Raw genomic sequence first — 14,404 nt, forward strand, 5'->3', positions numbered from 1 at the left:
GGCCCGCTTGTGCGCGAAAGCCGCTCGGTGGTCAATCCGGCCGCCGCTCGGCGCGGATCAGGAACAGCGCCGCCAGTGCCGAGAGGCTGAGCGCAGAGGAGACGATCAGCACCTTGGCGCCCATGACGTCGATCAAGAGGCCGAAGGCCAGCGGCGCCACCGCCTGCGCCATCCGCGCCGGCGCACCGATGATGCCGAGGCGGTAGCCGAAATCCTTGGGGCCGAAGATCGATAGCGGCAACGTCCCCCGCGCAATGGTCAGGATGCCGTTGCCCGAGCCATAGAGCAGCGCAAATGCGCTCGCGGCGGGCGCGCCGAAGATGGCAACGACGGCGGCGCCGACCGGCTGGGTGATGCAGGCCAGCCGCGTCGACCACAGCGGATGGAAGCGGCTGAGAAAGCTCGCCTCCAGGATGCGCGCGGCGACTTGTGCCGGGCCGATCAGCGCGCCGGCCGCGATCGCCTCGATGTGGGTGGCGCCCATCGTCTCGAGGATGCGCGGAAAGTGGACGGCCATGGCACCGGTGACGGTCCATGCGGCGGCGAAGACGAAGGCAAGCAGGATCATGGTGCGATCGAGCGGCACATTCGGCTTCTCGGCGGTCGCCGCCGCCTGCTTTGCGCCCTTGATCGCCGGCAGCATGAAGAAGTTGAGCGGCAGGCCGATCAGGATGTTGGCGGCGGCCCAGGCAAAGCAGGTCTCGCGCCAGCCGATATGGGCAAGGCCCCAGGCGGTCAGCGGCCAGCCGACGGTGGAGGCAAAGCCCGCCATCAGCGTGATGCCGGTGATGGAGCCGCGCGCCTCGGTGCCGTAGATGCGCCCCAGCGCGGCGAAGGCGGCGTCATAGAGACCCATCGCCATGCCGATGCCCAGCACGAGCCAGGCGAATGCCATCACCGCAACCGATTGCGAGACGCCCAGCAGGACCAGGCCGGCGGCGATGATCAGGTTGGAGGCCGACAGCACCTGCCGTCCGCCGACGAGGTCGATCTGCCGGCCGATGCGCGGGCCGAGCATCGCCGAGATCACCAGCGAGGCCGAGAACGCGCCAAACACCCAATTGGAGGAAATGCCAAGCTCTTGCGCCATGGGATCGGCGAGCAGCGCGGGCAGATAGTAGCTGGACGCCCAGGCCAGCGTCTGCGTCGTTCCCAGCGCCAGGATGATCGGAAGCTGGCGCTGGCTCATGGTTCTGTGCGTGGGGTCGGCGATGTCATTGGTTCCATTTGCAGCCGGCCGCGACAGCGCGTCAACAGCACCTGCGGCATATTCGACCTGCTGCAGGCGGGAGCCTAGGTCGCACGCCACGCCCCATGCGTGGCCTTTCGCTCGTCACGAATGCACGCCATAATGGCGTATGCAATTGACCTCGCGCCTAGCGCTGATGAACTGGCTGACCGGCCAGGGGCTCACAGGCCTGCCCGAAAACGAATTGCTTCGCGGGTTCTGCGAGCGCTGCCGCGCCGAGGGCCTGGAACTGTCGCGCGCGCTGGTCGTCATCGACACGCTGCATCCGATCTATGAGGGGCGGGGCTTCCGCTGGAGCGACCGCGCCAGCAACGAGAGCGACGCGTTCGAATACGGCTCGACCGCCGAGGGCGATGCCGCCAAGAGCTGGCGCCGCTCGGTGTTCTTTCACATGCTCGAGCACGGTCACGACGAGATGGTGATCGATCTCGCTGACGCACCGTCGCTGGATTTCTCGCAGATCGGCGAGCTCGCGGAAAAGGGCCACAAGCACTATCTCGCCTTCGTGCATCGCTTCGGCGAGAACGGTGCGCTCGGGCTGATGGACTGCCTCTATTCCTGCTGGACCACGCGGCGCGATGAAGGTTTCGACGAAGCCCAGCTCGAGGCCCTGCGCGATCTGGTGCCGGTGCTGGGGCTCGCGATCAAGTCGGCGCAGCAGGTCGACATCGCGCGCACGCTGGGCCGCGTCTATCTCGGCCGCGGCGCCTCCGAGCAGGTGCTGGGCGGGCGCATCTCGCGCGGCGTCACCGAGCGCATCAACGCCGTGCTCTGGTATTCGGATTTGCGCGGATCGACCGGCATCAGCGAGAGCATCGGCCCGGACGAGATCATCCCGTTCCTCAACGATTACGCGCAAGCCGTGATCGACGCGATCCACGATGCCGGCGGCGACGTGCTGAAACTGATCGGCGACGGCGTGCTGGCGATGTTCACCGGCGAAGATATGGCGCATGCCCGCCGTGCGGCGCTCCGCGCCGAGCACCTGTTCCGGCAGAACGTCGCGGGCTTGAACGCGCGGCGGGCCGCCGATGGCCGTCCCACCACCTCCGCCTATATCGGCCTGCATGTCGGCGAGGTCTTCTACGGCAATATCGGCAGCGAGGACCGGCTCGATTTCACCGTGGTCGGCCCGACGGTGAACGAGGTCAGCCGCATCGCTTCGATGAGCCGCTCGGTCGATCGCGAGCTGCTGGCCTCGGCGGAGTTCTACAAGGGCCTGGACGCCGCCGGCCGCCGCTACCTCGTCTCCACCGGCCGCTACGCGCTGCGCGGCATCGGCCGCGCGCAGGACCTCTACACGCTCGACCCCGAGGTCGATGCGAACGAGCCGGTGACGGGGAGCTACGAACGGTATCTGGCGAATTAGCCGGACTTCGCCCCCCGCGTCGTCCCGGCTTTCGCCAGGACGACGCCGGAAAAATCACCTAGCACCGCACCGCGACCTCATCCCCCACCATGGCCGGCTGCCGGTCGAGGGCCGCGGCCGGGGACAGCCAGATCACCAGCGCCTGCGCACCGAACACGGCGGCGGCGAGATAGAGGCACGCCTCGGCGCTCCAGAGGCCGCCGACGATGGCGCCGAGCGCCGAGCCGAGCGGGCGTGCGCCGTAGCTCATGATGTTGATGGCGGAGACGCGGCCGAGCAGGCGCGGCGGCGTCACCGACTGGCGCAGCGTCGTGGTCGAGATCACCCACAGGATCGGCCCGACGCCGAGCAGGAAGAAGCTCAAGGCGGCGAGCCAGGGCGAGGGGACCAGCACGGTCAACGCCATCACCACTGCGGCGACGAAGCCGGTGACGGGGCCGAGGCCGACCACCGTGCCGAACGCGACGCGCTTCATCACGCGCGTGGCGAGGAGCGCGCCGATCACCATGCCGACTCCGTACATGGTCAGCACGGTGCCGACGCCGGCAGCGCTCAGGCCGAGATGACGCACCGCGTAGGGTACGAACACCGAGATCTGCAGGAACCAGCCGGTATTGAAGATGAACTGGGTGATGAACACCGGCCGCAGCAGCGGATGGTGAAACACGAAGGCCGCGCCTTCACGGATCTCCTGCAACGGATGGCGGCGCGGCGAGGGCGCCCGCGCGGGCTCGTAGATGCCGGAGAGCAGCACCACGGCGATGGCCGAGAGCGCCGCGGCAAAGCCGAAGGCCAGGCTCGCCCCCCACCATCCGACCAACGCGCCGCCGAGCGCAGGCCCGCTGGCGAAGGCAACGGTGCGCGCGAGCTCGATCCGGGCGTTCGCGGCTGGCAGGAGGTCCGGGCTCACCAGCGAGGGCACCAGCGCCGGCGCCGCGACGCTGTAGACGACGGTGCCGCACACCGCAGCGAAGCCGAGCAGGGCCAGCAGCGGCAGATTGAGCGCGCTCAGCGCGAGGAGCAGCACGATCGCCGCGAGCGCCGCGGCCCGCAGCGCCTCGGCGCCGGCCATCAGCGCGCGGCGCGAGATGCGGTCGGCGAGCAGGCCGGCCGGAATGGCGAACAGCACGAAGGGCAGGGTCAGCGCGGTCTGCAGCACGCCGGTCTGGCCCTCGGCGACCCCCAGCGTGAGCACGGCGACGATCGGGGCGGCGGCCAGCGCGATCTGCTCGGCGGACTGCGCCGCGAGATTGGACCAGGCGAGGCGGCCGAAGGTGTCGGGGAGGCGCGGCGGATTTGACATGGCTCATTTCCTGCAAAGTCGGATTGGCGCCAGTATCGGCGTCCCGGCGCGGCCAAACCCACCCGCTTCCCGACAGGGCGGGGCAAAACGCGCCCGATGGGGGAACCGATGCGGCTAGATGCAGTTGCAAATGAGTTGCAATAAGCCTCGACTTCGGTATTCTGACCGTATGGATGCACGCTCGCCCGACCTCACCCCCGATGCCGCCGGCTGGCGCGCTGACGCGCCAACCACCAAAAGCCTCGCCGAGGTGAACGGCACGGTCGCCATTCCGGCGGCCGCCCAGTGGTGGCGGCGGCTGCTCGCCTTCGTCGGTCCCGGCTACCTCGTCTCGGTCGGCTACATGGACCCCGGCAACTGGGCGACCGACCTCGCCGGCGGCTCGAAGTTCGGCTACACGCTGCTCTCCGTCATCCTGCTCTCGAACCTGATGGCGATCCTGCTGCAGTCGCTGGCGGCGCGGCTCGGCATCGTCACCGACCGCGACCTCGCGCAGGCCTGCCGCGCCACCTATTCGCCGGCGGTGAACTTCCTGCTCTGGCTCGCCTGCGAGGCGGCGATCATCGCCTGCGATCTCGCCGAGGTGATCGGCACCGCGATCGCGTTGAAGCTGCTGTTCGGCATCCCCCTGATCGGCGGCGCGCTGCTCGCAGCCCTCGACGCCTTCCTGTTGTTGCTCCTGATGAACCGCGGCTTCCGCTTCCTCGAAGCCTTCGTCATGGCGCTGCTCGCCGTGATCGCAGTGTGTTTCGCGGTCCAGATCGTGGCGGCCGCGCCGCCGGTTGCCGAGGTGCTGCGCGGCTTCATGCCGAAGACCGAGATCTTCACCAATTCCGAGATGCTCTACATCGCGATCGGCATCATCGGTGCCACCGTGATGCCGCATAACCTCTATCTGCACTCCTCGATCGTGCAGACGCGCGCTTATGAGCGCAACGACACCGGTCGCCGCGAGGCGATCAAATGGGCGACGACGGACTCCACCATCGCCCTGATGCTGGCGCTGTTCATCAACGCCGCGATCCTCGTCGTTGCTGCCGCGACCTTCCACAAGAGTGGCCATTCGGATGTGGCCGAGATCGGGCAGGCCTTCGAGCTGTTGTCGCCGCTGCTTGGACTCGGCATCGCCTCGACGCTGTTCGCCGTCGCGCTGCTCGCCTCGGGCCTCAACTCGACCGTCACAGCGACGCTCGCCGGCCAGATCGTGATGGAGGGCTTTCTCGACCTGCGCCTGCCGAGCTGGGCGCGCCGCCTGCTCACGCGCGGCATCGCCATCGTTCCGGTGATCGTCGTCGCCGCGATCTATGGCGAGCGCGGCACGGCGGATCTCTTGGTGTTCAGCCAGGTCGTGCTGTCGATGCAGCTGCCCTTCGCCGTCATCCCGCTGGTCCGCTTCGTCTCCGACCGCCGCAAGATGGGCCAGTTCGCGATCCCGACCTCCGTTGCCGCGATCGCCTGGATCGTCGCGGGCGTGATCGTGATTTTGAATCTGAAGCTGCTGGCCGATACGCTGTTCGGCTAAGGCCGCTTGCGCGCGTGGCTGCTAGCAGAGCCCGCTCATGTGCTTGAACTTTAGGAGTGACGGCAGCCCTTGCGGGCTCGATTTCGGCACGTAGCCCCGCAAGGTCGCCTTCGGGCCCTTCTGCTTGTACTCGTCGATCCCGCATGACGTCGGGCCTTCGTACACCGTCACCGTCACGGCATAGAAATCGGGAAGCACGCCGTCGATCCGGGCCTCGGATTCGATGTCGATGTTCGGCTGTCGCCATGTATGGATGATCTTGCGGCCGGGCTCGGGCTTGTCGAACAAGGGGACGTCCGGCGCAAAGAGATCGGCGATGTCGCCAACCTTGCCGACCGGCTCGCCATAGTCCTTGATGAACTTGCGAAGCTTCGGGGATGGAGACGTCACCGCGATGCACCGGCCAAAATACTCTTTGCGACCGGCGTCGCAGGCGTGAGCGTCGATGCTCGACGAGATGATCAACGCGAGCGCGATGAAGAAAGACGCAGCCGACGGCGGGCGCATGCCTCTGCTTGCCGCGCGACATTGAACCACGGTGTCTCAGTCCTGCGGCTCGGACGTCGCATCGCCCTGCGCATCGATGCGCAGCCAGCCTGAGGGCGCGAGGCGCTGCTGCGGCAGGAAGCGGGCCTTGTAGTCCATCTTCTTGGAGCCTTCGATCCAGTAGCCGAGATAGACGTAAGGCAGGCCTTGACGTCGCGCGCGGGCGATGTGGTCGAGGATCATGAAGGTGCCCATCGAGCGGCTGACCTGGCTCGGCTCGAAGAACGAGTAGACCATCGACAGGCCGTCGCTGAGGACGTCTGTGAGGGCGACCGCGATCAGTTCCTCGCCGCGGCCGGTGATGCCGCTGTCGGGGCCACGCTTGCGGTACTCGATGATGCGGGTCTCGACATGAGAGTCCTCGACCATCATGGCGTAGTCGAGCACGGTCATGTCGGCCATGCCGCCGTGGCGGTGGCGGGCGTCGAGATAGGCGCGGAACACCGAATATTGCTCGGAGGTCGGCACCGCGCTGCGCTGCTCGCCGATGATGTCGGCGTTGCGCGCCATCACTTTGCGGAAGTTGCGCGAAGGGCGGAACTCGTTGGCGACGACCCGGACCGAGACGCAGGCGCGGCACTGGTCGCAGGCGGGCCGGTAGGCGATCGACTGGCTGCGGCGGAAACCGCCATGGGTCAGGAGGTCGTTGAGGTCGCCGGCGCGTTCCCCCACGAGGTGCGTGAACACCTTGCGCTCATGCCGGCCCGGCAGATACGGGCAGGGCGAGGGCGCCGTGAGGTAAAATTGGGGGGTGTCGCGCGAGTGCTGGGTCAAGGGACGTCGTGGGCCTCCGAAGTGAATATCAGCATCGCGCTACGAAAGCCCTCGGTCAATTGGTCTACTCGGCAGGTCAGACCAGCCAGCTTAGCCGGTTTTGGTTGACAGGCTCTTGATCAGTACGGCCCCGCTCAATAAGGCCTTGCCGCCTGCGGCACGTGTGCACGGACGGAATTGTTGATCACGACCGTTCCCAGCACGAAATCGTGCAGCAGGCGCCGGCGACCGTTGAACAGGCCGACCAGCACGACGAAGGGCGACAGGAACGACACCGTCACCCAGAACAGCACGGCATGGGTGGCGCCAAGCACGAAGTAGCCGGGCGCGCCGTACCAGGTGCGCAGTTCCAGGTCCATCACACGCATGCCGATCGTCGCGGAGGAGGGGCCGCCGATGCAGGCGCCGTAATAGACGATGGCCCAGATCACGGACGCCGGCCAGGCCAGCCAGAACAGTGCCCAGCCGAGGCCGAGCGTAACCACGCCGAACAGTGCGATGAAGAGGTAGCCGAGGATGACCGGAACGGAGATCACGATCATGTCGATCAGGAAGGCGAACACCCGGCGCGTCGCCACGCCGCGGAACAGTTCCGGATGCAGATACGGATCGTAGGCGTGCGGCTGCACCGCGCCGTCGTTGCGCCAAATGCCTGAATTACCCGAGTCCGACATCGTCCGTTCTCCCAGCGAAGCCCCGTCGCAGGACATGGGAACACGCCATGCCCGCGCCAAGGGCGCGCCGGGGTAGCAAGCCGAAATAATCCGGCGATTCGGGGGCGTTCTCGCACCAACGTCATTCCGGGGCGGCCCGCAGGACCGAACCCGGAATCTCGAGATTCCGGGTTCGATGCTATCGCATCGCCCCGGAATGACAGGAAGTGGTGGGCACGCTTGCGCGTTGCCCACCCTACGGCTCTGCCGGCGCCACAAAAACTAGGCCGGGGACGACGGAGGGATTTTACCCCTGGCTGCGCAGCTTCTCCGCGACCTTCGGTGCGAAATAGCTCAGCACGCCGTCGGCGCCGGCGCGCTTGAAGGCGAGCAGGCTTTCCATCATCGCGCGCTCGCCGTCGAGCCAGCCGTTGTTCGCAGCCGCAGCGATCATCGCGTATTCGCCGGAGACCTGGTAGGCGAAGGTTGGCATTGCAAAGGTGTCCTTCACGCGGCGGACCACGTCGAGATAGGGCATGCCGGGCTTCACCATCACCATGTCGGCGCCCTCGGCGATATCGAGCTCGACCTCGCGCAGCGCTTCGTCGGTGTTGGCGCTGTCCATCTGATAGGTGCGCTTGTCGCCGGTGAGCGTCTTGGCCGAGCCGATGGCATCGCGGAACGGGCCGTAGAAGGCGGAGGCGTATTTGGCCGCATAGGCCATGATCTGCACGTCGAGCAGGCCTGAGCGGTCCAGCCCCTCGCGGATCGCGGCGACGCGGCCGTCCATCATGTCGGAGGGCGCGATGATGTCGCAGCCGGCCTCGGCCTGCACCAGCGCCTGGCGCACCAGCACCGCGACCGTCTCGTCGTTGAGGATCTTGCCGTCGGAGATCAGGCCGTCATGGCCGTGGCTGGTGAAGGGATCGAGCGCGACGTCGCAGAGGATGCCGATCTCCGGAAACTCCTTCTTGATCGCGCGCACCGCCTGACAGACCAGATTGTCCGGATTGGTGGCTTCCGAACCTTCCTCGTCGCGCAAGGAGGGATCGGTGTAGGGAAACAGCGCGAGGCAGGGGATGGTGAGCTTCATGGCGCGCTCGGCCTCGCGCACGGCCTGATCGACGCTGAGGCGCTCGACGCCCGGCATCGAAGTAACCTGCTCGCGCTTGTTGTTGCCGTCGATCAGGAACAGCGGCCAGATCAGATCGTCGGTGGTGAGGACGTTCTCGCGCACCATGCGCCGGGCCCATTCGGCCTTGCGGTTGCGGCGCGGGCGGACGGTCAGATCGAGGGCATGGGGCACGGCCGTGCCCTCCCGGCGCGAGACCTCGCGCAATTCGATCGGACGCCCGTATTTGATCGCCATTACTCTTCCTCCGGCTGGAATTATTCTTATACCAGCTCGCATGGTTCCCGTCACCGCGGCTTGACCTGCCGCAAGGGATGGCAGCCGATTGATTTTGCTGGCCGAAGCAGCCAGAAGGGAGCCATGTCCGAGATATCCACCCGCGATGCGGCCCGCGACAGTGCCAGGGACGCTGCCCGAGACAGTGCCAGAGAAAGCGCGCTGTCGGTGGCGGCGATCTCGTCGGAGCGGCCTGAGTCCGACGACAATGTCTGGACGCGGCGGCTCGTGCTGTTCCTGCGGGTGATGGCGCTGCTCTCGATCCTCAAGGGCCTCTATCATTGGGCGCAGGTGACCGGCTTCGTCGGCGGCGAGGACGAGGCGTTCGAGAACCAGTCGATGGCCTGGCAGGCCGCGACCGTCTACTTCGCCGTGATCGAGCTCGTCGCCGCCGTCGGTCTGTGGCTTGCCACGCCCTGGGGCGCAGTGGTGTGGCTCACGACCGTGGTGTCGATGGCGGTCATCGAGCTGATGTTCCCGGGCATCTACGGCGGCAGCCTCGTCGTGGTCGGCGTCGAGGTCTTCATGCTCGCCGCTTATCTCGCGCTCGCCTGGATGGCCGCGCGCGAGCGGCCGCCGTAGCGATCGCGCGTCTTGTAGGATGGGTAGAGCGAAGCGAAACCCATCGATGCGACTGCGTGTGGTGATGGGTTTCGCTTCGCTCTACCCATCCTACGGTCTCTCGTGCCCCGGACGCAGCGCAGCGCTACTTCAGCGGTGCGCTGCAGAGCCCGGGCCCATCCGTCCGCAATCTCGCTTTGAAACACCTCGTCTCCCGGATCTGCGCTTCGCTTGTCCGGGACACGAGAGCGGAGTTGTGCGCGATTGGTTGACCGCTGGTTGCCTCAAATTTGAGGTAAGTTTTCATTGACCAGTCCGTTCCGCCACAGCCGTTACGGGTGCGTTTCGAAACGGGGCGGGGCTGTTCTGGAATGCGACAGAATGGGCGGACGGAGGGTGAACAGGACCTTGCGAAGGTCAACAGACGGTTGCGAAAAGTCCTTGTGGCACAGGCTTAATCCGCAATTCACTGTCTTAAATTCATGATCTCTTTATTCTCTTATTTAAGCCGATCTTCAAACGAGCCCCTTAAGTTGCACCTATCAGACGGGACACAAGTTTCGTCGAATAAGTGTCGATAAAAACGACAACAGGGGAAGTGTCATGATGAAAGCCGTCGCAACTGCGGCAGATACCGCAGAGCGCGTCTCGGGCCAGCAGGGTTCGGTGCAGACGCTCTATCTGGAAGCTTTGACTCTGGTGGAGCGGCTGCATCGCCGGCTCCTCGACGTGATCAAGGATGAATTCGATCGCCGCGGCCGTGCGGACATCAACTCGGTCCAGGCGCTCCTGCTCTACAACATCGGCGACAAGGAGCTGACCGCGGGCGAGCTGCGCACGCGCGGTTACTATCTCGGCTCCAACGTTTCCTACAATCTGAAGAAGCTCGTCGAGCTCGGCTTCCTCGATCATCAGCGCTCGCGCGTTGATCGCCGCTCGGTGCGCATCCGCCTGACCCCGCAGGGCCAGGAAGTCCGCCGCATCGTCGACGCGCTCTATCAGAAGCACGTCAAGACGGTCGAGCAGGTCGGTGGCATCTCGGGCGAGGAGTTCTCGACGCTCAACAAGTCGCTGCACCGTCTCGAGCGGTTCTGGACCGACCAGATCCTGTATCGCCTCTGAGCTTTCCGAGGGATCAAGGCCAAGCCGGCCCCGACAACAAGACCGGCAAGCCTCCCGAACGTGCCTAACTTCCCCAAGCGCGCCGGCCCGGAGTTGCCCCCGGACCGGTGCGTTTTGCTTTTTTTTGCGCCTGCGAAAAAATCACCGCGCGCAGGGAACAAGTTCCTCTCTCAGTGCTTATCCCTCCCGGACGGAGGTTACGATGCTGGTCGAGCGCGGCTTGGGGGTGATGAACGTGGAGCTCGTGAGCGAGGCCTACGCCATCGCCGCGAACTATCTGCGACGCTCCGGCGCGATCGCCGACACGCTCGTCACGGACGAGCATTTGCTCGGCATCATCGTCAAGCTGCTCCACCAGGGCGAATTCAACAAGATCAGGCTGGCCAACAAGGCCATCGCACGGTTCGAAGCCGAGACCGGGGCCCGTGCGGTTGCCTGATCAAAACTCCCAAAATCCGAGAGAACCAGAGGGTGCCATGGAAGCTGCCATCGACCGCATCATGCAGACCTATGACCTGCTCGCCAATCGCACGGCGGCGGCCAGCGAGGAGGCGCGGGAAAAGGTGACGAATTACCTCAACACCCTGATGGAAGCCGGCGAAAAGGACACCCACAGGTTGACGGTCTGCGGCCTGACCTATCTGCGCCAGCTCGACGGCAGCGTGGACCCGGTGAAGGCGGGCTATACCGGGCTGTAGGTAAGATCCGGCCGGCCCGGCCGGGGCGTAAAGGTCCAAAGCGGACCCTTTAGGGATAATCGGACAAGGGCGGTTCCGCAGAGCCGTCCTGACGTCGAAATCCTTCAATCCCCACCATATCTTGCATAAATATCAGGCCCGACCCGCAAATGCTTGGCCGGGGGCGGGCGATGTGGTAGATCGCGCGTGCTTCCGATCGCCACACCAGACCCGCCCGTAGCCTGCCAAAAGGCCGCGGCGGTGGAGATATTCGCAAGATGACCCTCGCCAAAACCGCCTCTGCGCCCGATTCGTTTTTCACCGCCTCGCTCGAGCAGGCCGACCCGGAAATCGCCGCCGCCATCAAGGGCGAGCTCGGCCGGCAGCGCCATGAAGTCGAGCTGATCGCCTCCGAGAACATCGTCAGCCGGGCCGTGCTGGAAGCGCAGGGTTCGGTCATGACCAACAAATACGCAGAGGGTTATCCGGGCGCGCGTTACTACGGCGGTTGTGAGTGGGTCGACGTCGCCGAGAACCTCGCGATCGATCGCGCCAAGAAGCTGTTCGGCGCCAACTTCGCCAACGTGCAGCCGAACTCCGGCAGCCAGATGAACCAGGCGGTGTTCCTGGCGCTGCTGCAGCCGGGCGATACCTTCATGGGTCTCGATCTCGCGGCCGGCGGCCATCTCACCCATGGCTCGCCCGTCAACATGAGCGGCAAATGGTTCAAGGCTTCGCACTACACCGTGCGCCGCGAGGACCAGATCATCGACATGGATGCGGTCGCCAAGCAGGCGGAAGAGGTCAAGCCGAAGCTGATCGTGGCCGGCGGCTCGGCCTATTCGCGCGCCTGGGACTTCAAGCGTTTCCGCGAGATCGCTGACTCGGTCGGCGCGTATCTGCTGGTCGACATGGCGCACTTCGCGGGCCTCGTCGCCGGCGGCGTGCATGCCTCGCCGGTGCCGTACGCCCACGTCACCACCACCACCACGCACAAGTCGCTGCGCGGTCCGCGCGGTGGTCTGATCCTCTCCAACGACGAAGTGCTCGCCAAGAAGCTCAACTCGGCGATCTTCCCGGGCCTGCAGGGCGGCCCGCTGATGCACGTGATCGCGGCGAAGGCGGTGGCCTTCGGCGAGGCGCTGCGTCCGGACTTCAAGGTCTATGCGAAGAACGTCGTCGAGAACGCCAAGGCGCTGGCCGAGGCGATGAAGAGCCACGGCTTCGATATTGTCTCGGGTGGCACCGATAACCATCTCATGCTGGTTGACCTCAGGCCGAAGGGCCTGAAGGGCAACGTCTCCGAGAAGGCGCTGGTCCGCGCCGCCATCACCTGCAACAAGAACGGCATTCCGTTCGACCCCGAAAAGCCGTTCGTCACCTCGGGCCTGCGTCTCGGCACCCCGGCGGCGACGACCCGCGGCTTCGGCGTCGCCGAATTCCAGCAGGTCGGCGGCATGATCGCCGAGGTCCTCAACGCGATCGCGCAGTCCGACGACGGCAAGGCGCCGCTGGTCGAGGCCGCGATCAAGGAACGGGTCAAGGCGCTCACCGACCGGTTCCCGATCTACCAGTAAGGTCAGGCCAAACGGATGCGATGCCCGAACTGCAACAGTCTCGATACGCAGGTTAAGGACTCGCGTCCGACCGAGGACTCGTCCGTGATCCGCAGGCGGCGCGTATGCGTCGCCTGCGAATTCCGTTTCACCACCTTCGAGCGCGTGCAGCTGCGCGAGCTCACCGTGATCAAGCGCAACGGCCGCCGCGTGCCGTTCGACCGCGACAAGCTGATGCGCTCGGTGTCGATCTCCTTGCGCAAGCGGCCGGTCGAGCCGGAGCGGGTCGAGAAGATGGTCTCCACCATCGTGCGCGAGCTCGAGACCGGCGGCGAGGCCGAGATCTCGTCGGAAGTGATCGGCGAGACCGTGATGGAGCATCTGCGCACGCTCGACGACGTCGCCTATGTGCGCTTCGCCTCCGTCTACCGCAATTTCCGCGAGGCCAAGGATTTCGCCGAGGTACTCGGCGAGCTCTCCGGTGAGGAGGAAGCGCGGCTCGCCGCGATCCGCAAATGATCTTCCGCATCCTGGAAGATCAGTTCGCGCAGAAGGCCCGCGAGGCCAGGGACGCGGACCGCCGCTTCATGGAGCTGGCACTGGCACTGGGCAGGCGCGGGCAGGGACGCACCTGGCCCAATCCGGCCGTGGGCGCCGTCATCGTCAAGGACGGGATCATCGTCGGCCGGGGCTGGACGCAACCGGGCGGACGGCCGCATGGCGAGCCCGAGGCGCTGCGCCGGGCAGGCGAGGCCGCGCGCGGCGCCACGCTCTACGTCACGCTGGAGCCGTGCTCGCATTTCGGCAAGTCGCCGCCCTGCGCGGATGCGGTGATCGCGGCCGGCATCAAGCGGGTGGTCGCGGCGATCGAGGATCCCAATCCGGAAGTTGCCGGCCAGGGCCATGCGCGCCTGCGTGCCGCCGGTATCACGGTGGATGTGGGTCTGTGCGCGGCCGAGGCCGCCTTCGACCATGCCGGCCATTTCCGCCGCATCCGGGACCAGCGTCCGCACGTGATGCTGAAGCTCGCGGTCTCGCCCGACGGCAAGATCGGCGCGGCCGGCGGCAAGCCGCTTGCGATCACCGGCGAGGGCGTGCGTGATCGCGTGCATCTGCTGCGCGCGCAGAGCGACGCCATCCTGGTCGGCATCGGTACGGTGCTGGCGGACGATCCGCAGCTCAATTGCCGCCTGCCGGGCATGGCGGCCCGTTCGCCGGTACGCGTGGTGCTGGACCAGAGCCTGCGCATTCCCGCATCGAGCCAGCTCGTGCGCTCCGCACGCGAGACACCGCTCTGGGTGATCGCGTCCGAGCTTGCGGAAGCCGCCGCCGCGACCCGCCTGGGCGCCGCCGGGGCTCAGATCATTCGTGTGCCGCCGGGCGGCGCGTCCGGGCTCGACCTTCCGGCCGTGCTGCATGCGCTGGCCGGGAAGGGCATCTCGCGGCTGATGGTCGAGGGCGGCAGCCGGGTTGCGGCCTCGTTCGTCGCGGCCGATCTCGTCGACGAGATCTGGCTGTTCCGCGGGGCGGAAGCGGTGGGCGAAGGCGGCGTCGATGCGCTCGATGCATTGCCCCTGTCGAAAATCACGCAGTCGCAGGCCTACAAGGTTCATGCTAGCGAGACATTCGATCACGATACTCTCACCATCTACGAGCGCGCCTAA

Annotated in this window: 15 protein-coding genes; 9 read left to right on the forward strand and 6 right to left on the reverse strand. The window is 66.2% G+C overall.

Going from position 1 to position 14,404, the window contains the following annotated elements; all coding sequences use genetic code 11:
* Positions 1-31: 31 nt before the first annotated feature.
* Positions 32-1,189, reverse strand: a complete 1,158-nt coding sequence (locus JQ617_RS04585) for an MFS transporter (RefSeq protein WP_212024739.1) — start codon at positions 1,187-1,189, stop codon at positions 32-34.
* 169 nt (positions 1,190-1,358) lie between these two features.
* Between JQ617_RS04585 and JQ617_RS04590 the strand changes: the two genes are divergently transcribed.
* Complete coding sequence (locus JQ617_RS04590; RefSeq protein WP_063683070.1) at positions 1,359-2,618, forward strand: adenylate/guanylate cyclase domain-containing protein; 1,260 nt, start codon at positions 1,359-1,361, stop codon at positions 2,616-2,618.
* Between the two features lie 58 nt (positions 2,619-2,676).
* On the opposite strand, the gene JQ617_RS04595 is transcribed toward JQ617_RS04590, so the two are convergent.
* Positions 2,677-3,921, reverse strand: a complete 1,245-nt coding sequence (locus tag JQ617_RS04595; protein ID WP_212024741.1) for an MFS transporter — start codon at positions 3,919-3,921, stop codon at positions 2,677-2,679.
* A gap of 169 nt (positions 3,922-4,090) precedes the next feature.
* Here JQ617_RS04595 and JQ617_RS04600 point away from each other — a divergent pair, with 169 nt between their 5' ends.
* Entirely contained in the window at positions 4,091-5,443 is a 1,353-nt protein-coding gene (locus JQ617_RS04600; RefSeq protein WP_212024743.1) for an Nramp family divalent metal transporter, read from the forward strand.
* Positions 5,444-5,464: 21 nt separating this feature from the next.
* Here JQ617_RS04600 and JQ617_RS04605 read toward each other — a convergent pair whose 3' ends face one another.
* From JQ617_RS04605 to hemB, 4 genes are all read right to left on the reverse strand, one after another.
* Positions 5,465-5,833 carry a hypothetical protein gene (locus JQ617_RS04605; RefSeq protein ID WP_212024745.1) on the reverse strand — a complete coding sequence of 123 codons (369 nt, stop codon included), beginning with the start codon at positions 5,831-5,833 and terminating at the stop codon, positions 5,465-5,467.
* Between the two features lie 153 nt (positions 5,834-5,986).
* Positions 5,987-6,763 carry an arginyltransferase gene (locus JQ617_RS04610; protein WP_063683074.1) on the reverse strand — a complete coding sequence of 259 codons (777 nt, stop codon included), beginning with the start codon at positions 6,761-6,763 and terminating at the stop codon, positions 5,987-5,989.
* 134 nt (positions 6,764-6,897) lie between these two features.
* Entirely contained in the window at positions 6,898-7,437 is a 540-nt protein-coding gene (locus tag JQ617_RS04615) for an RDD family protein (RefSeq protein ID WP_249156629.1), read from the reverse strand.
* A gap of 286 nt (positions 7,438-7,723) precedes the next feature.
* Positions 7,724-8,785: a porphobilinogen synthase gene (gene hemB, locus JQ617_RS04620; protein WP_063683076.1), complete on the reverse strand. Its 1,062-nt coding sequence runs from the start codon at positions 8,783-8,785 to the stop codon at positions 7,724-7,726.
* A 123-nt stretch (positions 8,786-8,908) separates the two neighbouring features.
* Here hemB and JQ617_RS04625 point away from each other — a divergent pair, with 123 nt between their 5' ends.
* The 7 genes from JQ617_RS04625 (at position 8,909) to ribD (ending at position 14,404) form a co-directional block, all read left to right on the forward strand.
* Positions 8,909-9,406, forward strand: coding sequence for a DUF6163 family protein (locus tag JQ617_RS04625; RefSeq protein ID WP_212024749.1), 498 nt, complete (start codon positions 8,909-8,911; stop codon positions 9,404-9,406).
* A gap of 582 nt (positions 9,407-9,988) precedes the next feature.
* Positions 9,989-10,507, forward strand: a complete 519-nt coding sequence (gene ldtR, locus JQ617_RS04630) for a transcriptional regulator LdtR (protein WP_212024751.1) — start codon at positions 9,989-9,991, stop codon at positions 10,505-10,507.
* A gap of 202 nt (positions 10,508-10,709) precedes the next feature.
* The gene (locus JQ617_RS04635; protein WP_212024753.1) at positions 10,710-10,946 is read left to right on the forward strand and encodes a hypothetical protein; all 237 of its coding nucleotides are present in this window, start codon (positions 10,710-10,712) and stop codon (positions 10,944-10,946) included.
* A gap of 37 nt (positions 10,947-10,983) precedes the next feature.
* Positions 10,984-11,205, forward strand: coding sequence for a hypothetical protein (locus JQ617_RS04640; RefSeq protein ID WP_063683079.1), 222 nt, complete (start codon positions 10,984-10,986; stop codon positions 11,203-11,205).
* A 257-nt stretch (positions 11,206-11,462) separates the two neighbouring features.
* Positions 11,463-12,761, forward strand: a complete 1,299-nt coding sequence (gene glyA / locus JQ617_RS04645; RefSeq protein WP_063683080.1) for a serine hydroxymethyltransferase — start codon at positions 11,463-11,465, stop codon at positions 12,759-12,761.
* 15 nt (positions 12,762-12,776) lie between these two features.
* Entirely contained in the window at positions 12,777-13,259 is a 483-nt protein-coding gene (gene nrdR / locus JQ617_RS04650) for a transcriptional regulator NrdR (RefSeq protein WP_063683081.1), read from the forward strand.
* Entirely contained in the window at positions 13,256-14,404 is a 1,149-nt protein-coding gene (ribD, locus tag JQ617_RS04655) for a bifunctional diaminohydroxyphosphoribosylaminopyrimidine deaminase/5-amino-6-(5-phosphoribosylamino)uracil reductase RibD (RefSeq protein WP_212024755.1), read from the forward strand. The genes nrdR and ribD overlap by 4 nt, the downstream gene beginning before the upstream one ends.

Origin of the sequence: Bradyrhizobium sp. KB893862 SZCCT0404, assembly GCF_018130885.1 — a bacterium.
In the GTDB taxonomy this organism is placed as follows: Bacteria; Pseudomonadota; Alphaproteobacteria; order Rhizobiales; family Xanthobacteraceae; genus Bradyrhizobium; species Bradyrhizobium stylosanthis.